Source organism: Citrobacter europaeus (assembly GCF_037482245.1).
Taxonomy (GTDB): domain Bacteria; phylum Pseudomonadota; class Gammaproteobacteria; order Enterobacterales; family Enterobacteriaceae; genus Citrobacter; species Citrobacter europaeus.
In genome coordinates, this window is sequence record NZ_CP148084.1 from 4,786,580 (window position 1) to 4,807,073 (window position 20,494).

At 54.2% G+C, this 20,494-nt stretch carries 9 protein-coding genes and 3 rRNA genes; 3 read left to right on the forward strand and 9 right to left on the reverse strand.

All coding sequences use genetic code 11. From position 1 onward, the window contains the following. Positions 1 to 88: 88 nt before the first annotated feature. Together WHR59_RS22435 and metH are read right to left on the reverse strand one after the other, a co-directional pair. Positions 89 to 1,720 (reverse strand): Na/Pi cotransporter family protein, encoded by a 1,632-nt coding sequence (locus WHR59_RS22435; RefSeq protein WP_047407292.1) that lies wholly within the window; start codon positions 1,718 to 1,720, stop codon positions 89 to 91. 136 nt (positions 1,721 to 1,856) lie between these two features. Then, on the reverse strand, positions 1,857 to 5,540 hold the full coding sequence (metH, locus tag WHR59_RS22440; RefSeq protein WP_043018040.1) for a methionine synthase: 3,684 nt from the start codon (positions 5,538 to 5,540) through the stop codon (positions 1,857 to 1,859). A gap of 195 nt (positions 5,541 to 5,735) precedes the next feature. Here metH and iclR point away from each other — a divergent pair, with 195 nt between their 5' ends. Continuing rightward, positions 5,736 to 6,560: a glyoxylate bypass operon transcriptional repressor IclR gene (gene iclR / locus WHR59_RS22445; protein WP_043018039.1), complete on the forward strand. Its 825-nt coding sequence runs from the start codon at positions 5,736 to 5,738 to the stop codon at positions 6,558 to 6,560. Between the two features lie 86 nt (positions 6,561 to 6,646). Here the strand turns inward: iclR and aceK are convergent, their stop codons facing one another. From aceK to metA, 4 genes are all read right to left on the reverse strand, one after another. Next, positions 6,647 to 8,428, reverse strand: coding sequence for a bifunctional isocitrate dehydrogenase kinase/phosphatase (gene aceK, locus WHR59_RS22450; RefSeq protein ID WP_087050423.1), 1,782 nt, complete (start codon positions 8,426 to 8,428; stop codon positions 6,647 to 6,649). Between the two features lie 102 nt (positions 8,429 to 8,530). Then, complete coding sequence (gene aceA / locus WHR59_RS22455) at positions 8,531 to 9,835, reverse strand: isocitrate lyase (RefSeq protein ID WP_016155323.1); 1,305 nt, start codon at positions 9,833 to 9,835, stop codon at positions 8,531 to 8,533. 31 nt (positions 9,836 to 9,866) lie between these two features. After that, entirely contained in the window at positions 9,867 to 11,468 is a 1,602-nt protein-coding gene (gene aceB, locus WHR59_RS22460) for a malate synthase A (protein WP_338843474.1), read from the reverse strand. Between the two features lie 268 nt (positions 11,469 to 11,736). Beyond that, entirely contained in the window at positions 11,737 to 12,666 is a 930-nt protein-coding gene (gene metA, locus WHR59_RS22465; RefSeq protein WP_043018036.1) for a homoserine O-acetyltransferase MetA, read from the reverse strand. A 158-nt stretch (positions 12,667 to 12,824) separates the two neighbouring features. Between metA and WHR59_RS22470 the strand changes: the two genes are divergently transcribed. Then, on the forward strand, positions 12,825 to 13,262 hold the full coding sequence (locus WHR59_RS22470; protein ID WP_338843475.1) for an acetyltransferase: 438 nt from the start codon (positions 12,825 to 12,827) through the stop codon (positions 13,260 to 13,262). A gap of 113 nt (positions 13,263 to 13,375) precedes the next feature. On the opposite strand, the gene rrf is transcribed toward WHR59_RS22470, so the two are convergent. The 3 genes from rrf to WHR59_RS22485 all read right to left on the reverse strand — a co-directional run bounded on the left by rrf (position 13,376) and on the right by WHR59_RS22485 (position 18,268). Further along, positions 13,376 to 13,491, reverse strand: a 5S ribosomal RNA gene (rrf, locus tag WHR59_RS22475). A 96-nt stretch (positions 13,492 to 13,587) separates the two neighbouring features. Next, positions 13,588 to 16,493 (reverse strand): 23S ribosomal RNA (locus tag WHR59_RS22480). Positions 16,494 to 16,728: 235 nt separating this feature from the next. Then, positions 16,729 to 18,268, reverse strand: a 16S ribosomal RNA gene (locus WHR59_RS22485). The 16S, 23S and 5S rRNA genes sit together here, the layout of an rRNA operon. 622 nt (positions 18,269 to 18,890) lie before the next feature. Between WHR59_RS22485 and purH the strand changes: the two genes are divergently transcribed. Further along, complete coding sequence (gene purH / locus WHR59_RS22490; protein WP_087050384.1) at positions 18,891 to 20,480, forward strand: bifunctional phosphoribosylaminoimidazolecarboxamide formyltransferase/IMP cyclohydrolase; 1,590 nt, start codon at positions 18,891 to 18,893, stop codon at positions 20,478 to 20,480. Positions 20,481 to 20,494: the final 14 nt, after the last annotated feature.

The window sequence follows — 20,494 nt, forward strand, 5'->3', positions numbered from 1 at the left end:
GGCTTCGCCTTATCCGGCCTATATGGTAGACGACAGCATTGCCGGATGGCGGCATAAATGCCTTATCCGGCCTACCGCTTCACCTCACTCAATAATCATCCCGCTCATCGTCTTCATCCGGCTGTTCCAGCACGCTGTAAGCCACTGAACAAAACAGCGAGTTCAGACGCTGCATATCGCCCAACAGCGCCAGGTGCAACGAGCTGGTCTCGATGCTCTGCACGTTCTGCTGATGCAAACGGTCAACGTGCGCATGCGAATAACGACGGTTGAGAATACGGAAGCGGTGCTTGCTGCGGCGCAGACGACGGGCACTGGTCACATCACCTGAGAAGAACACCGACATCGCCAGTTGCAGATTGCTGAGCAACTGATCGTAGAGCGCATCCAGTTCTTTTAGCCCTTCGACAGAGAATGCCCGGCGGGCGGCCAGCGACTTATCGGCTATCTCGCTGCCCATACGTTCGACAATATCGGAAGCCTGCTCGAGGTTGAGCGACATTTCGATAATCTCCGCCCAACGGCGTGATTCCTCTTCCGCCAGCTCATCCTTTGGCATCCGCGCCAGATAGAGCTTAATGGCCGTGTATAGCACGTTAATGTCGTCCGCCATCCTGCGCAGCTCTTTCTCTTCCCGCGGCTCGCCGTGCATCACCTTCTTCAGCCCGTCCATCATCTGCTCCATCGCGTCGCCTATGCGCAAAGCTTCACGGGCGGCATTAGCCAAAGCGAGCGTCGGCGTATCCAGCGCGCTAACGTCCAGATGTTTGGGCTTCAGATGCGCATCAAGTTCTGGCTCATCGCGGATGATGCGCTTACAAAAACGCGCCATCGGTTCGGCGAACGGCACCATCGCCACGCAGCGCACCAGGTTGTAGAAGACGTGGAAGTAGATAACCAGTTCAGATTTCGCCAGCGGCAGTTCATCCATCAGATTAGCCAGCGGATGAACAAACGGCAGGATAATCAGGCTCCCCACCAGCTTAAACAACAGACTGCCGAGCGCCACTCGGCGGGCGGCGGCGTTCGCGGCGCTGTTATTCAACATCGCCAGCAGGCCAGAGCCGAGGTTGGCGCCAATCACCAGACACAACGCCACCGGGAACGAGATAATGCCTGCGGCGGTCAGTGTGGCCGTCAGCAGCACCGCCGCCAGGCTGGAGTAACTGATAATCGCAAACATGGCGCCAATCAGCGCATCCAGCATGATATCGCCGGTGAGCGAGGCGAAAATAACCTGCACACCATTCGCCTGGGTGATCGGCGTGACCGCCTGCACAATCAGCTCCAGCGCCAGTAAAATCAATCCCAGCCCAATACCAACCCGCCCCAGTTGCCCCACGCGGGACTGCTTACGTCCGAGAAAGAAGATCACGCCGATAAAAATCAGCAGTGGCGACAGCCAGGAGAGGTCGAAAGTCAGGATACGCGCCATCAGCGCGGTCCCCACGTCGGCGCCGAGTACAATCACCAGTGCAGGGGTGAGCGCCACGAGATCTTGCGCGACAAACGAAGTGACCAGCATGGTGGTGGCGTTGCTACTTTGCACCAGCGCCGTCACGCCGATACCCGCACAAAAGGCGAGCGGCTTCTTTTCAACACTACGGCTGAGGACGGTACGCAAGCGGGCGCCAAAGACACGCATCACGCCGGTACGCACAATATGCGTACCCCAAACCAGCATCGCGACGGCAGAAAGCAGGTGTAACAGAGTTAACACGGAATCAGGTACTCCTTATCGTTATATGTTCCTGAGGCCGAAGCCTTCTTTCAGTATAAGGGTTTAAACGTAATAAAGAGACAGGGCACTCAATGAGTGCCCTGTTTGTTGTAAATAAAGATGACAGTTTTGTGAATCAGTCAGCGTCGTAGCCGAGGTTTGGCGCTAACCAACGTTCGACTTCCGCCACGCTCATGCCTTTACGGAAGGCATAATCTTCAACCTGATCGCGCTGGATTTGCGCCACGGCGTAGTACTTGCTGTCCGGATGACTGAAATACCAGCCGGAAACCGACGCGCCTGGCCACATCGCAAATGATTCAGTGAGCTTCATCCCGGTGTGCGCTTCCACGTCCAGCAGTTCCCAAATGGTGGCCTTTTCAGTGTGTTCCGGGCACGCCGGATAGCCCGGCGCCGGGCGAATCCCCTGGTAGTTTTCGCGGATAAGTTCCTCGTTACTGAGATTCTCATTCGCCGCATAGCCCCAGTAAACTTTACGCACGCGCTCATGCAGATACTCCGCGAATGCTTCCGCCAGACGGTCAGCGATCGCTTTCACCATGATCTTGTTGTAGTCGTCATGCTGGGCTTCAAAGGCGTCCGCCAGCGCATCTTCCTCCAGACCGCCGGTAACCGCGAAAGCACCGATGTAATCCGCTTTGCCGCTCAGTTTCGGCGCGACAAAGTCAGACAGGCAATAATTGGCGAAACCGACTTTTTCCGTCTGCTGGCGCAGGTGATGACTCACGTTGATGACGTGCGTACGCGTCTCGTCACGGTAAATCTCGATGTCGTCACCCACGCGGTTGGCCGGGAATAAACCCACCACGCCGCGCGGATTCAGGGTCTTCTCAGCGCTGAGTTTATCCAGCATGTCGTTGGCATCTTTGAACAGGCGCTTCGCCTCTTCTCCTACCACCTCATCTTCAAGAATGCGCGGATATTTCCCGGCCAACGACCAGGTCATAAAGAACGGCGTCCAGTCGATGTAGTTGCGCAGGGTTTCGATGCTGGCTTCAACTTCCTGCACGCCGAGGCGGTGCGCCACCGGCGGCGTGTAGTTTTCCCAGTCGAAGGCCAGATCGTTATCACGGGCAACCTGTAACGTTACCGGCGGGGTACGCGGTTTCTTACGCGCATGCTGGATACGCACGGTTTCGTACTCTTTACGCGTACGGGCGACAAAGTCATCGCGCTGGGTGTCTGAGAGCAGCGCGGCCACGACGCCCACGGTACGCGAAGCGTTCTGCACGTAAACCGTCGGGCCACTGTAGTTCTGCTCAATTTTCACCGCGGTGTGTGCTTTCGAGGTGGTCGCACCGCCAATCAGCAGTGGGATGGTGAAGCCCTGACGCTCCATCTCTTTCGCCACGTTGACCATTTCGTCCAGCGACGGGGTAATCAGCCCGGAAAGGCCAATCAGATCGGCATTCACTTCACGCGCCGTTCTGAGGATTTTCTCCGCGGGCACCATCACGCCAAGATCGACGATTTCGTAGTTGTTACATTGCAGCACCACGCCAACAATGTTTTTGCCGATATCGTGCACATCGCCCTTCACGGTCGCGATGACCATCTTGCCGTTGCTGGAGCCTTTCTCTTTGCTGGCCTCAATGTACGGTTCGAGGTAGGCCACCGCCTGCTTCATCACGCGAGCGGATTTCACCACCTGCGGCAGGAACATTTTTCCCTCGCCGAACAGGTCGCCGACCACGTTCATGCCGTCCATCAGCGGTCCTTCAATAACCTCGATCGGACGCGCAGCTTGCTGGCGCGCTTCTTCGGTATCCAGCTCAATAAACTCGGTAATGCCTTTCACCAGCGAGTATTCGAGGCGCTTTTTCACGTCCCAGGTGCGCCATTCCGCCATCTGGGCATTCGCCGTGTCGTCGGTTTTACTGCCGCGATATTTCTCAGCCAGCTCCAGCAGTCGTTCGGTGCCATCGTCACGGCGGTTAAGGATCACGTCTTCAACCGCATCGCGCAGCTCGGCGGGCAGGTCGTCATAAATCGCCAACTGTCCGGCGTTGACGATCCCCATGTCCATACCGTTGCGAATGGCGTAGTAGAGGAATACCGCGTGAATAGCTTCACGTACCGGGTCGTTGCCGCGAAACGAGAATGAAACGTTTGAAACGCCGCCGGAGATCAGCGCATGCGGCAGTTCGCGTTTGATGTCCTCACAGGCGCCGATAAAGTCCTGCGCGTAGTTGTTGTGCTCATCAATACCGGTCGCGACGGCAAAGATGTTCGGGTCAAAGATAATGTCTTCCGGCGGGAAGCCCACTTCTTCGGTAAGAATTTTGTACGCCCGACGGCAGATCTCGATTTTACGCGCGCGGGTGTCGGCCTGCCCCTGCTCGTCAAAAGCCATCACCACCACCGCGGCACCGTAGCGACGCAGAAGCTTCGCGTGATGAATAAAGGTCTCAACCCCCTCTTTCATCGAGATGGAGTTAACGATGCCTTTACCCTGAATGCACTTCAGCCCTTTCTCGATAACGTCCCATTTCGAGGAGTCGATCATGATCGGTACGCGGGCGATATCCGGTTCACCGGCGATCAGGTTGAGGAAACGCACCATTGCCGCTTCAGCGTCGAGCATCCCCTCATCCATGTTGATATCGATAATCTGCGCGCCGCTTTCCACCTGCTGGCGGGCGACATCCAGCGCTTCGCTGTATTTCTCTTCTTTGATCAGGCGTTTAAATTTCGCCGAACCGGTGACGTTGGTGCGCTCGCCGACGTTCACAAACAGGCTGTCGTCGCCGATGTTCAGCGGTTCAAGGCCGGACAGGCGGCAGGCAACCGGGATTTCCGGCAAACGGCGCGGCGGCAAGCCATCCACCGCGCGGCTCATGGCGGCGATGTGTTCCGGCGTGGTGCCGCAGCAGCCGCCGACCACGTTGAGAAAGCCCGCCTGCGCCCACTCGCGGATTTGTGCCGCCATGGTGTCGGCGTCGAGATCGTATTCGCCAAAGGCGTTTGGTAAACCGGCATTCGGGTGCGCGGTCACGTAGCATTCGGCAATGCGCGACAGTTCCTGCACGTACTGGCGCAGCTCGTCCGGACCTAAGGCGCAGTTCAGGCCGAAAGTCAGCGCATCCGCGTGGCGCAAGGAGTTATAGAATGCTTCGGTAGTCTGGCCGGAAAGCGTACGCCCGGAAGCATCGGTGATGGTGCCGGAGAGCATAATCGGCAGCTCAACGCCCAGCGCTTCGAATTCGGTTTTCACCGCAAAAATAGCGGCTTTGGCGTTCAGGGTATCGAAGACGGTTTCAATCAGGATCAGGTCACTGCCGCCTTCCACCAGCGCTTTGGTAGATTCACGGTAGGCGGCCACCAGTTGATCAAAGGTAATGTTGCGGTAAGCCGGGTCGTTAACGTCAGGCGAGATAGACGCCGTACGGTTGGTTGGGCCGAGCACACCCGCGACATAGCGCGGTTTTTCCGGCGTGCGCGCAGTCCATTCGTCTGCCGCCGCACGCGCCAGTTTAGCTGCCGTAAAGTTGATTTCCGCCGACAGGGATTCCATCTGGTAATCCGCCATGGCGATAGTCGTGGAGTTAAAGGTGTTGGTTTCGATGATATCCGCGCCCGCCTCAAAGTAGGCGTTATGGATCGCGGCGATCACCTCCGGTTTGCTGAGCACCAACAGGTCGTTGTTGCCTTTCAGATCGCACGGCCAGTCGGCAAAGCGTTCGCCGCGGAAATCCTCTTCGCTCAGACGATATCCCTGGATCATGGTGCCCATACCGCCGTCCAGCACCAGAATACGTTCATTTAACTGCTGACGTAATTGTTCTACTTTGCTGCTCACACTCGCTCCCGACAACGCTCAACCAGACCGAAAAAAACTCAACAGGCCATACTGGCACAAACCTGAGAGGTGGAAAAGGGAACAACGGCCAACATGAGACATGTTCAGCTTCACTCATCCGATCAGTACAGGAATTCTTGCATTATAATTAAATAAAACGAAAATGATTTCCACGATACAGAAAAGGAGCCCGCCATGGTTGCCACAATCCCCGCGAAACGCGGTAGAAAACCCGCCGCTGCTACTGCGCCTGCAACCGGGCAGGTTCAGTCTCTGACCCGCGGCCTGAAGCTACTGGAGTGGATTGCGGAATCCAACGGCAGCGTGGCGCTAACCGAACTGGCGCAGCAGGCCGGCCTGCCAAATTCCACGACTCACCGTTTATTGACCACCATGCAGCAGCAGGGTTTTGTCCGCCAGGTCGGTGACTTAGGACACTGGGCCGTCGGTGCACATGCGTTTATCGTCGGCAGCAGCTTTTTACAAAGCCGTAATTTGCTGGCGATTGTCCACCCGATCCTGCGCAAGCTGATGGAAGACTCCGGTGAGACGGTAAACCTCGCCGTGCTGGATCAAAGCGACCATCAGGCCATTATTATCGACCAGGTGCAGTGCACCCAGCTGATGCGCATGTCCGCGCCTATCGGCGGCAAACTGCCGATGCACGCTTCCGGCGCGGGTAAGGCGTTTTTATCCCAACTGAGCGAAGAACAGGTGACTGGCCTGCTACACCGTAAAGGCCTGCACGCTTACACCCACGCCACGCTGGTGTCGCCGGTGCATCTGAAAGAGGATTTGGCCCAGACGCGCAAGCGCGGCTATTCCTTTGATGATGAGGAACATGCGCTGGGCCTGCGCTGCGTGGCGTCATGCATTTATGACGAGCACCGCGAGCCGTTCGCCGCTATTTCCATTTCCGGACCCATTTCGCGCATTACCGACGATCGCGTGACCGAGTTTGGCGCTATGGCGATCAAAGCGGCGAAAGAAGTGACGCTGGCGTATGGCGGGATTCGCTAAGATGGGATTACCGGGTGGCGGCTACGCCTTATCCGGCCTACTGTCCAGGGTTAGTGCAGATTTGTAGGCCTGATAAGCGTAGCGCATCAGGCACGGCGCACATTGCCGGATGGCGGCGCAAGCGCCTTATCCGGCCTACGGTCGGTTTCATAACGTACGCTGAACCGTTGCCGACGCCGGTAGGCGTAAACATCTTCCACGTGACCGTTTTTGATGCGCGTCTGTAGGCCGCGCCAGTAGTCGGCGCTGAACAGGTCAGCGTGCATCTCTTCAAATAGCGGCCCGATACGCGGGTCGGCACAAAGCCAGTGACGAAACTCTTCCGGGAAGACATCTCCCGGCGATACGCTGTACCACGGCTCAGCGCTCATCTCATCTTCCGGGTAGCGTGGCGGCGGGATATGGCGGAAATTCACCTCCGTCATGTAGCATATTTCATCGTAGTCGTAGAACACCACGCGCCCGTGGCGGGTCACGCCGAAGTTCTTAAACAGCATATCGCCGGGGAAAATATTGGCGGCGGCCAGTTGGCGAATCGCGTTGCCGTACTCTTCAATGGCATCGCGCAGTTGCTGGCCTTCGACCTGCTCCAGCCAGATATTCAGCGGCACCATCCGTCGTTCGATATACAGATGGCGAATGACAATCTGATCGCCGAGATCGGTAATTTTTTCCGGGGCTTCCTGCAATAACAGCGCCATCAGCGCCGGATCGATTTGCCGTTTATCCAGCACAAAGTTCTCGAACTCCTGAGTGTCAGCCATTCGCCCAACACGATCGTGCTCTTTGACCAGTTGATAGCAGGCGCGGACGTGGGCGGCAGACATCTCTTTTTGCGGGGCAAATTTGTCTTTGATGATTTTAAACACCCGGTCAAAGCCCGGCAGGGTAAACACCAGCATCACCATGCCGCGAATACCCGGCGCTTCGATAAAATGCTCATCGCAATGGGCAAGATAGAGCAGATACTCGCGGTAACTTTCGGTCTTCGCGTGTTTCTGACAGCCAATCGCCATGTACAGTTCGGCGGTGGTTTTTCCGGGCAGGATCTCGCGCAGCCACTCCACCAGCGCCGCAGGCAACGGAGCGTACACCATAAAATAGGAGCGGGCGAAGCCAAACACAATGCTCGCCTCCGCTGTCGTGGTCAGACAGGTATCGACAAACAGTTCGCCTTCGTCAGTCCGGTGGATTGGCAATAAAAACGGCAGCGTCCCGGAAGGGGTAATCAACTTACCGACCAGCCAGGCGGCCTTGTTGCGATAAAACAGTTCGTTCGCCACCTGTAAATGACAGCCCGGCAACACATCCGCTCCCAGGGTTTCGGTCAGGTGTTCGATGATGAAGTGGATATCACGATGTTTATTCTGCCACGGTAGGCGCAGGGGCAGATCGCTAAGGACGCGCGTCAGCAGCCACTCCCAGCCGGTATCAGGAAAGAAGTCTTTCGCCAGCGGACGTGGGATCGTGCGAAAACGGCGCTCTGGCTGAGAACTGAAAATAAACAGCCGCTCGGGAGTCAGCGAGCGGTGGTCAAATAACCGGCAGTAGACGGAGTTAAAGAAACTCTCCGCAATCTCGAAGCGTGGGTAATCCGGCAGTAGCCGGGTGTAATGCTCTTTCACGCGAAGTAAAAAATCCGCGTCGGTACTTTTACCGTCAGTAATGCAGCGCAGCTGCTCCACCACCAGACCCACGTGATGATCGTAAAGGTGAATACGGCTTTTCATCGCCTGCTGAACCGCATGCCAGTCGGCATGTTCAAAACGCTGCTGCGCGCCGGAGGTGACTTCCAGAAAACGCCCGTACTGGGCGTCGAAACCTTGCAAGATAGTCTGAGCAATCAGTAATTCCAGGCCACGCGTCATCGATTTCTCCCATCCGGCACAACGTCATGCCGGATGGCGCGTTCGCTTATCCGGCCTACATCCCTTCGTAGGCCCGGTAAGCGCAGCGCCACCGGGCATTAATCAAAACTGCGATTCTTCGGTCGAGCCGGTCAGCGCGGTCACCGAGGAAGTACCGCCCTGAATGATGGTGGTGACTTTATCGAAGTAGCCTGTACCCACTTCCTGCTGATGGGATACGAAGGTGTAACCGTCTTTAGCCGCCGCAAATTCTGGCTGCTGAACCTTCTCAACATAGTGGCGCATGCCTTCGCCCTGCGCATAGGAATGCGCGAGGTCGAACATGTTGAACCACATGCTGTGGATGCCCGCCAGGGTAATGAACTGGTATTTGTAACCCATATCCGACAGCTGCTGCTGGAAGCTGGCAATGGTTTTGTCGTCGAGGTTTTTCTGCCAGTTAAACGACGGCGAACAGTTGTAGGCCAGCAGTTTGCCTGGGAATTTCGCGTGAATCGCATCGGCAAAGCGCTTCGCCAGTTCGAGGTCCGGCGTGGAAGTTTCACACCACACCAGATCCGCATACGGTGCGTAGGCCAGGCCACGACTGATCGCCTGCTCAATGCCCGCATGCGTACGGTAGAACCCTTCGCTGGTACGTTCGCCGGTGATGAACTCGCTATCGTAAGGGTCGCAATCAGACGTAATCAGATCGGCTGCGTCAGCATCAGTACGCGCAATCACCAGCGTCGGAACACCCATGACGTCGGCTGCCAGACGGGCGGCCACCAGTTTCTGGATAGCTTCCTGAGTCGGAACCAGCACTTTGCCGCCCATGTGACCACATTTTTTCACCGATGCGAGCTGATCTTCGAAGTGAACGGCCGCTGCACCAGCCTCAATCATCGATTTCATCAGTTCAAACGCGTTCAGTACGCCACCAAACCCAGCTTCCGCATCGGCAACAATCGGCAGGAAGTAATCGACATAGCGCGGATCGTTCGGCTCAATGCCGGTTGACCATTGGATCTGATCGGCGCGACGGAATGTGTTGTTGATCCTGTCCACCACTGCCGGGACCGAGTTCGCCGGATACAGCGATTGGTCTGGATACATGCTGGATGCCAGGTTGGCATCTGCCGCCACCTGCCAACCTGAAAGGTAGACCGCTTCAATACCGGCCTTCGCCTGCTGCAGCGCCTGACCGCCAGTCAGCGCGCCGAGGCTGTTGATATAACCTTTCTTCGATTCACCGTGCAGCAGACGCCACATTTTCGCCGCGCCAAGCTGCGCCAGCGTACATTCCGGGTTGACCGAGCCACGTAATTTCACCACTTCCTCCGCGCTATATGGACGGGTGATGCCTTCCCAGCGCGGTTGAGTCCATTCTTTCTGTAATTCTTCGATTTGTTGAGTACGGGTTTTCATGTGCAGATGCTCCATATTGTTATGTGGTGGATTACGCCAGCAGGCGGTAACCTGGCAGGGTGAGGAAGTCGATTAAGTCATCTGATGTGGTGATTTGTTCCATCAGGCGCGCGGCATCGTCAAAACGCCCGCTGCTGTAGCGGTGCTCGCCCAGTTCGTCCTGAATCACCAACATCTCTTCGGCCAGCATCTGACGGAACAGCGGTTTGGTAACCGGCTTACCGTTGCTGAGCGTCTTCTGGTGGTGGATCCACTGCCAGATGGAGGTACGGGAGATTTCGGCGGTGGCCGCATCTTCCATCAGACCGTAAATCGGTACGCAGCCGTTACCGGAGATCCACGCTTCGATGTACTGCACCGCGACACGGATATTGGCGCGCATGCCTTCTTCAGTACGCTCACCTTCACAAGGCGCCAGCAGTTGTTCTGCGGTAATCGGCGCATCTTCTTCACGGGTCACGAATAGCTGATTTTTGTTTTCACCGAGTACGTCGTTGAACACCGCCATAGCGGTATCTGCCAGTCCCGGATGGGCAATCCATGTGCCGTCATGACCGTTATTCGCTTCCAGCGCTTTGTCCGCTTTTACCTTGGTCAGAACCTGGTTGTTACGTTCCGCATCTTTGCTGGGAATGAACGCCGCCATGCCGCCCATCGCGAACGCGCCGCGTTTATGACAGGTTTTAATCAGCAGACGCGAATAGGCGCTGAGGAATGGCTTATCCATCGTCACCACCTGACGGTCCGGCAGCACGCGATCCGGGTGGTTCTTCAGCGTTTTGATATAGCTAAAAATGTAGTCCCAGCGACCGCAGTTCAGGCCCACAATGTGGTCACGCAGGGCGTGCAGAATTTCGTCCATCTGGAAAACAGCCGGCAGCGTTTCAATCAACAGGGTCGCTTTAATGGTGCCGCGCGGCAGGTTAAAGCGGTCCTCTGCATAGCTGAACACTTCGCTCCACCATGCCGCTTCTTGCCAGGCCTGTGTTTTTGGCAGATAGAAATAAGGGCCGCTGCCTTTCGCCAGCAACGTTTTGTAGTTGTGGAAGAAATAGAGGGCAAAGTCGAACAAGCTGCCTGGGATGGATTCGCCACGCCAGGTGACGTGTTTTTCCGGCAGGTGCAGACCACGAACACGACACACCAACAGAGCCGGATTGGGTTTGAGCTGATAAATTTTACCCGCTTCATTGGTATAGCTAATGGTGCCATTGACCGCATCGCGCAGGTTGATCTGCCCGTCGATAACTTTGCTCCACTCAGGAGCCAGCGAATCTTCAAAATCAGCCATAAAGACTTTGACGTTCGCGTTCAGCGCGTTGATGACCATCTTGCGCTCAACCGGTCCGGTAATCTCTACGCGGCGATCCAGTAAATCATCAGGAATTCCGCGGATCTTCCAGTCACCCTCACGAATGGAAGACGTTTCCGAAATAAAATCAGGCAACTTACCGTCATCAATATCCTGCTGCTGCTGGATACGCGCAGCCAGAAGTTTATTCCGCTTTGGCGTAAATCTTGTCACCAGCTCGGTAAGAAACTCTATCGCTTCAGCGGTCAGAATTTGTTGCTCCTGTTCGCCGCCCGGCCTGGTAAAGACCAGTTCATCGGTTGTCGTTGCCTGTTGATTCATTGCGTAGTTCCTCGTCATTGATCCAAACACATCCCCAATGCGAACGAAGGATCGTTGTGCGGTTTTCGTTCAGCACAACTAAGACTACTCATTTAAATTTCAAAATCAAAAACAATTTCCATTTTTAATTTAATTATCAATTAACTTATTGATAACAATATAAATTAAATTTAATTACATGATGAGGTGCGTTTCGGAAATAAAAAAGGCACCCGAAGGTGCCTGATTCAACATGCTGAAACGCTTAAGGATCGTCTGCTACAGAAGATTAATCCAGCGTTGGATTCATGTGACGCAGATCATATGGCGTGATCTGGTAGACGTAATAGTTGAGCCAGTTGGTGAACAACAGATTGCCGTGGCTACGCCAGGTTGCCCGCGGTTTGTTTTGTGGGTCATCTTTCGGGAAATAGTTATAGGGAACTTCCGGCGTTAAGCCCGCTTCGACGTCACGAAAATATTCGCTGCCGAGTGTGTGATCGTCATACTCAGGATGACCCGTCACGAAGGCAATACGTTTATCTTTGCTGGCAAACAGGTAAGCATCTCCCTCTTCGGTTTCAGCAAAAATCTCGAGATCGGTGTAGTCGCGGATAAGCGCAGCAGGGAAATCGGCATAGCGCGAATGCGGGGCCAGGAACGCATCATCAAATCCACGCGTCAGCAGCGCATGAGGGTGAAGAATATGGTGCTCATAGACGCCTGAGAGCTTATCCGTGCGGGTTTGCTTGGGAATTCCGTACAGGATATTCAACGCGGCTTGCACCGCCCAACAGACAAATAGCGTCGATGTAACATGATCTTTCGCCCATTCAAGCACTTGTTTAATCTGCGGCCAGTAAGCCACATCATTAAATTCAACCAGGCCCAACGGCGCGCCGGTCACAATCAGTCCGTCAAAGTTCTGATCGCAGATATCCTCGAAATTACAGTAAAAGTTATTCAGATGCTCCGTTGGGGTGTTGCGTGACTCGCGGGCATCGATGCGCAATAGCTGAACATCTACCTGCAGCGGTGAGTTAGAGAGTAAACGCAGAAACTGGTTTTCCGTTTCAATCTTCTTGGGCATCAGGTTGAGGATGAGCACCTTCAGTGGACGAATTTCCTGACCGGAAGCGCGGGATGTCGTCATCACGAAGACGTTTTCCTCACGCAAGAAATTGACGGCGGGTAGCTCGTCCTGCACGCGAATTGGCATAACCTGATAACCTCACTACATACGCTTAAACGTTTAGACATCCAGATAGCTGAAGATACCCAGGAATTATGCGAATGTCGAGCCTGCATCCTCAAGTTGAGAAAGTTTCACGGCTCCTTGCTGTAGAATAGTGGAGTAAAGAAAAAAAGGAGAATGCTATGACCATTACCATTCGTCGTTCGCGTCAGGACGAAGGAGATAAGTTAGTTTCTATTTGGTGTCGTTCAGTAGATGCCACACACCATTTCCTCTCTGCGGATTATCGGATTGAGCTGGAGGAGCTGGTGCGTTCATTTTTACCTGAAGCCCCTCTATGGGTTGCAGTGACAGAACAGGATGAGCCCGTCGCCTTCATGCTCCTTACCGATAAGCATATAGATGCGTTGTTTGTCGATCCGGATGTGCGTGGGAGTGGTGTGGGTAAGTTGCTGATTGAACATGCTTTATCAATGAGTTCAACGCTAACAACCAACGTTAACGAACAGAATGTGCAGGCAGTTGGATTCTATAAGAAGATGGGATTTAACGTGACGGGACGTACAGAAGTGGACGATCTCGGACGGCCGTACCCGTTACTCAACCTCGAGCGTGGGTAGCAGGACAAGCTTTTACAGGCCGGATAAGGCGTTTGCGCCGCATCCGGCGGTTTTCACTCCGTACAGACGCAAAAAAGCCCATCCGTCAGGATGGGCTTCTTCACTTGTTTGATGCCTGGCAGTTCCCTACTCTCGCATGGGGAGACCCCACACTACCATCGGCGCTACGGCGTTTCACTTCTGAGTTCGGCATGGGGTCAGGTGGGACCACCGCGCTACAGCCGCCAGGCAAATTCTGTTTATCAACACACCTCTTGGGCATGTCGATGTAATCTGTATCAGGCTGAAAATCTTCTCAAATCCGCCAAAACATCTTCGGCGTTGTAAGGTTAAGCCTCACGGTTCATTAGTATCGGTTAGCTCAATGTATCGCTACACTTACACACCCGACCTATCAACGTCATAGTCTTTAACGTTCCTTCAGGAGACTTAAAGTCTCAGGGAGAACTCATCTCGGGGCAAGTTTCGTGCTTAGATGCTTTCAGCACTTATCTCTTCCGCATTTAGCTACCGGGCAATGCCATTGGCATGACAACCCGAACACCAGTGATGCGTCCACTCCGGTCCTCTCGTACTAGGAGCAGCCCCCCTCAATTCTCCAGCGCCCACGGCAGATAGGGACCGAACTGTCTCACGACGTTCTAAACCCAGCTCGCGTACCACTTTAAATGGCGAACAGCCATACCCTTGGGACCTACTTCAGCCCCAGGATGTGATGAGCCGACATCGAGGTGCCAAACACCGCCGTCGATATGAACTCTTGGGCGGTATCAGCCTGTTATCCCCGGAGTACCTTTTATCCGTTGAGCGATGGCCCTTCCATTCAGAACCACCGGATCACTAAGACCTGCTTTCGCACCTGCTCGAGCCGTCACTCTCGCAGTCAAGCTAGCTTATGCCTTTGCACTAACCTCCTGATGTCCGACCAGGATTAGCTAACCTTCGTGCTCCTCCGTTACTCTTTAGGAGGAGACCGCCCCAGTCAAACTACCCACCAGACACTGTCCGCAACCCGGGTAACGGGTCTACGTTAGAACACCAGCCATTAAAGGGTGGTATTTCAAGGTTGGCTCCACGCAGACTGGCGTCCACGCTTCAAAGCCTCCCACCTATCCTACACATCAAGGACCAGTGTTCAGTGTCAAGCTATAGTAAAGGTTCACGGGGTCTTTCCGTCTTGCCGCGGGTACACTGCATCTTCACAGCGAGTTCAATTTCACTGAGTCTCGGGTGGAGACAGCCTGGCCATCATTACGCCATTCGTGCAGGTCGGAACTTACCCGACAAGGAATTTCGCTACCTTAGGACCGTTATAGTTACGGCCGCCGTTTACCGGGGCTTCGATCAAGAGCTTCTCCTTACGGATAACCCCATCAATTAACCTTCCGGCACCGGGCAGGCGTCACACCGTATACGTCCACTTTCGTGTTTGCACAGTGCTGTGTTTTTAATAAACAGTTGCAGCCAGCTGGTATCTTCGACTGATTTCAGCTCCATGAGCAAGTCACTTCACCTACCATCAGCGTGCCTTCTCCCGAAGTTACGGCACCATTTTGCCTAGTTCCTTCACCCGAGTTCTCTCAAGCGCCTTGGTATTCTCTACCTGACCACCTGTGTCGGTTTGGGGTACGATTTCGTGTTACCTGATGCTTAGAGGCTTTTCCTGGAAGCAGGGCATTTGTTACTTCAGCACCGTAGTGCCTCGTCATCACACCTCAGCGTTAATAAGGTACCGGATTTACCTGGAACCTCCGCCTACATGCTTAAACCGGGACAACCGTCGCCCGGCTAACATAGCCTTCTCCGTCCCCCCTTCGCAGTAACACCAAGTACAGGAATATTAACCTGTTTCCCATCGACTACGCCTTTCGGCCTCGCCTTAGGGGTCGACTCACCCTGCCCCGATTAACGTTGGACAGGAACCCTTGGTCTTCCGGCGTGCGGGTTTTTCACCCGCATTATCGTTACTTATGTCAGCATTCGCACTTCTGATACCTCCAGCATGCCTCACGACACACCTTCAACGGCTTACAGAACGCTCCCCTACCCAACAACACATAGTGTCGCTGCCGCAGCTTCGGTGCATGGTTTAGCCCCGTTACATCTTCCGCGCAGGCCGACTCGACCAGTGAGCTATTACGCTTTCTTTAAATGATGGCTGCTTCTAAGCCAACATCCTGGCTGTCTGTGCCTTCCCACATCGTTTCCCACTTAACCATGACTTTGGGACCTTAGCTGGCGGTCTGGGTTGTTTCCCTCTTCACGACGGACGTTAGCACCCGCCGTGTGTCTCCCGTGATAACATTCTTCGGTATTCGCAGTTTGCATCGGGTTGGTAAGTCGGGATGACCCCCTAGCCGAAACAGTGCTCTACCCCCGAAGATGAATTCACGAGGCGCTACCTAAATAGCTTTCGGGGAGAACCAGCTATCTCCCGGTTTGATTGGCCTTTCACCCCCAGCCACAAGTCATCCGCTAATTTTTCAACATTAGTCGGTTCGGTCCTCCAGTTAGTGTTACCCAACCTTCAACCTGCCCATGGCTAGATCACCGGGTTTCGGGTCTATACCCTGCAACTTAACGCCCAGTTAAGACTCGGTTTCCCTTCGGCTCCCCTATTCGGTTAACCTTGCTACAGAATATAAGTCGCTGACCCATTATACAAAAGGTACGCAGTCACCCCATAAAGAGGCTCCCACTGCTTGTACGTACACGGTTTCAGGTTCTTTTTCACTCCCCTCGCCGGGGTTCTTTTCGCCTTTCCCTCACGGTACTGGTTCACTATCGGTCAGTCAGGAGTATTTAGCCTTGGAGGATGGTCCCCCCATATTCAGACAGGATACCACGTGTCCCGCCCTACTCTTCGAGTTCACAACATATGCACTTTTGTGTACGGGACTATCACCCTGTACCGTCGGACTTTCCAGACCGTTCCACTAACACACATGCTGATTCAGACTCTGGGCTGCTCCCCGTTCGCTCGCCGCTACTGGGGGAATCTCGGTTGATTTCTTTTCCTCGGGGTACTTAGATGTTTCAGTTCCCCCGGTTCGCTTCATTACGCTATGTATTCACGTAATGATAGTGTGACGGATCACACTGGGTTTCCCCATTCGGAAATCGCCGGTTATAACGGTTCATATCACCTTACCGACGCTTATCGCAGATTAGCACGTCCTTCATCGCCTCTGACTGCCAGGGCATCCACCGTGTACGCTTAGTCGCTTAACCTCACAACCCGAAGATGTTTCTTTCGATTCATCATCGTGCTGCAAAAATTTGAGAGACTCGAACACACCATTTATCTGTTCTTATTACGGAGAACAGACACAGTGTGTCGTTTCAATTTTCAGCTTGATCCAGATTTTTAAAGAGCAAAACTTCTTAATGCACTCGAAAGTACATTTAGAAGTTCATCATTCATCAGACAATCTGTGTGAGCACTACAAAGAACGCTTCTTTAAGGTAAGGAGGTGATCCAACCGCAGGTTCCCCTACGGTTACCTTGTTACGACTTCACCCCAGTCATGAATCACAAAGTGGTAAGCGCCCTCCCGAAGGTTAAGCTACCTACTTCTTTTGCAACCCACTCCCATGGTGTGACGGGCGGTGTGTACAAGGCCCGGGAACGTATTCACCGTGGCATTCTGATCCACGATTACTAGCGATTCCGACTTCATGGAGTCGAGTTGCAGACTCCAATCCGGACTACGACATACTTTATGAGGTCCGCTTGCTCTCGCGAGGTCGCTTCTCTTTGTATATGCCATTGTAGCACGTGTGTAGCCCTACTCGTAAGGGCCATGATGACTTGACGTCATCCCCACCTTCCTCCAGTTTATCACTGGCAGTCTCCTTTGAGTTCCCGGCCTAACCGCTGGCAACAAAGGATAAGGGTTGCGCTCGTTGCGGGACTTAACCCAACATTTCACAACACGAGCTGACGACAGCCATGCAGCACCTGTCTCAGAGTTCCCGAAGGCACCAAAGCATCTCTGCTAAGTTCTCTGGATGTCAAGAGTAGGTAAGGTTCTTCGCGTTGCATCGAATTAAACCACATGCTCCACCGCTTGTGCGGGCCCCCGTCAATTCATTTGAGTTTTAACCTTGCGGCCGTACTCCCCAGGCGGTCGACTTAACGCGTTAGCTCCGGAAGCCACGCCTCAAGGGCACAACCTCCAAGTCGACATCGTTTACGGCGTGGACTACCAGGGTATCTAATCCTGTTTGCTCCCCACGCTTTCGCACCTGAGCGTCAGTCTTTGTCCAGGGGGCCGCCTTCGCCACCGGTATTCCTCCAGATCTCTACGCATTTCACCGCTACACCTGGAATTCTACCCCCCTCTACAAGACTCTAGCCTGCCAGTTTCGGATGCAGTTCCCAGGTTGAGCCCGGGGATTTCACATCCGACTTGACAGACCGCCTGCGTGCGCTTTACGCCCAGTAATTCCGATTAACGCTTGCACCCTCCGTATTACCGCGGCTGCTGGCACGGAGTTAGCCGGTGCTTCTTCTGCGAGTAACGTCAATCACCAAGGTTATTAACCTTAATGCCTTCCTCCTCGCTGAAAGTACTTTACAACCCGAAGGCCTTCTTCATACACGCGGCATGGCTGCATCAGGCTTGCGCCCATTGTGCAATATTCCCCACTGCTGCCTCCCGTAGGAGTCTGGACCGTGTCTCAGTTCCAGTGTGGCTGGTCATCCTCTCAGACCAGCTAGGGATCGTCGCCTAGGTGAGCCGTTACCCCACCTACTAGCTAATCCCATCTGGGCACATCCGATGGCAAGAGGCCCGAAGGTCCCCCTCTTTGGTCTTGCGACGTTATGCGGTATTAGCTACCGTTTCCAGTAGTTATCCCCCTCCATCGGGCAGTTTCCCAGACATTACTCACCCGTCCGCCACTCGTCACCCAAGAGCAAGCTCTCTGTGCTACCGTTCGACTTGCATGTGTTAGGCCTGCCGCCAGCGTTCAATCTGAGCCATGATCAAACTCTTCAATTTAAGTTTGATGCTCGTGAATTAAACTTCGTAATGAATTACGTATGTTCACTCAGAGACTTGGTATTCATTTTTCGTCTTGCGACGTTAAGAATCCGTATCTTCGAGTGCCCACACAGATTGTCTGATAAATTGTTAAAGAGCAGTTGCGACGCGCTTTAGCGCTCTGTCGCGAGGTGGCGTATATTACGCTTTCCTCTTTCAGAGTCAACCCTCATTTTCAGGTTTTTCTCTTCAACCGAACCGGCTGTTTATGTGAAGTGATTCACATCCGCCGTGTCGATGGAGGCGCATTATAGGGAGTTTCCTGCGGCCCGCAACCCTTAAATGACAGAAAAATGACTGAGTGCTGCATTCCACAGCAAAACCCCGCCTTATACCCATTTACACACAGAGTTATCCACAAACCACACGATCGTTTCTGCGATCCTCTCTTTATAACAGCCTCTTTCAACAGAAATAAGAAGGGGTCAAAATCGAAAATTAAAAATTCGCGAGCGTTGCGCAAACGTTTTCGTTACAATGCCCCCGCACAACAAGGATGCCCCGTAAGGGGCGTTAGCTGAGTTTTTAGCCAAGAATTCACCTAACGCTCTCTGTAATAGTCAAATCCAGGGGATTTACCATGCAACAACGTCGTCCAGTCCGCCGCGCTCTGCTCAGTGTTTCTGACAAGGCCGGTATCATCGAATTCGCTCAGGCACTTTCCGCACGCGGTGTGGAGCTGCTGTCAACGGGTGGCACTGCGCGCCTGTTAGCGGAGAAAGGTCTGCCAGTGACCGAAGTTTCCGATTACACCGGCTTCCCGGAAATGATGGATGGACGCGTGAAGACCCTGCATCCGAAAGTCCACGGCGGCATTCTTGGTCGTCGCGGTCAGGACGACGGAATTATGGAACAACACGGTATCGCACCTATCGACATGGTGGTCGTTAACCTGTATCCGTTCGCCGAGACCGTCGCACGCGTTGGCTGCTCGCTGGAAGATGCGGTAGAGAACATCGATATCGGCGGCCCGACTATGGTACGTTCCGCCGCCAAGAACCATAAAGACGTGGCTATCGTTGTGAAGAGCAGCGACTACGACGCGATTATTAAAGAGATGGATGCTCACGAAGGCTCTCTGACCCTCGACACCCGTTTCGATCTCGCGATTAAAGCCTTCGAACACACCGCCGCCTACGACAGCATGATTGCCAACTACTTCGGCAGCATGGTTCCGGCTTATCACGGTGAGAGCAAAGAGGCCGCTGGCCGTTTCCCGCGTACGCTGAACCTGAACTTCATTAAGAAGCAGGATATGCGCTACGGTGAGAACAGCCACCAGCAGGCTGCCTTCTATATAGAAGAGAATGTGAAAGAAGCGTCCGTTGCCACCGCACAGCAGGTACAGGGCAAAGCGCTTTCCTACAACAATATCGCTGATACCGACGCAGCGCTGGAGTGCGTGAAAGAGTTCAACGAGCCAGCCTGCGTGATCGTCAAGCACGCTAACCCGTGCGGCGTGGCGGTAAGCACTTCTATTCTCGACGCTTACGACCGCGCCTATAAAACCGACCCGACCTCCGCATTCGGCGGCATCATCGCCTTTAACCGCGAGCTGGATGCCGAAACCGCGCAGGCCATCATCTCCCGCCAGTTCGTGGAAGTGATCATCGCCCCATCGGCTACCGAAGAAGCGCTGAAGATCACCGCCGCGAAACAGAACGTTCGCGTTCTGACCTGCGGCCAGTGGGCACAACGTGTGCCGGGTCTGGACTTCAAACGCGTTAACGGCGGTCTGCTGGTTCAGGACAGGGATCTGGGTATGGTGAGCGAAGGCGAACTGCGCGTAGTGTCCAAACGTCAGCCGACCGAACAAGAGCTGCGCGATGCGCTGTTCTGCTGGAAGGTCGCCAAGTTCGTGAAATCCAACGCCATTGTTTACGCCAAAGAGAACATGACTATCGGCATAGGCGCAGGCCAGATGAGCCGCGTGTACTCGGCGAAAATCGCGGGCATTAAAGCGGCAGACGAAGGTCTGGAAGTGAAAGGCTCTGCGATGGCTTCCGACGCGTTCTTCCCGTTCCGCGATGGTATTGATGCCGCCGCCGCCGTTGGCGTGAGCTGCGTTATCCAGCCTGGTGGTTCTATCCGTGATGATGAAGTCATTGCCGCTGCCGATGAACACGGTATCGCGATGATCTTTACCGACATGCGCCACTTCCGCCATTAATCCACGGAGCAGAC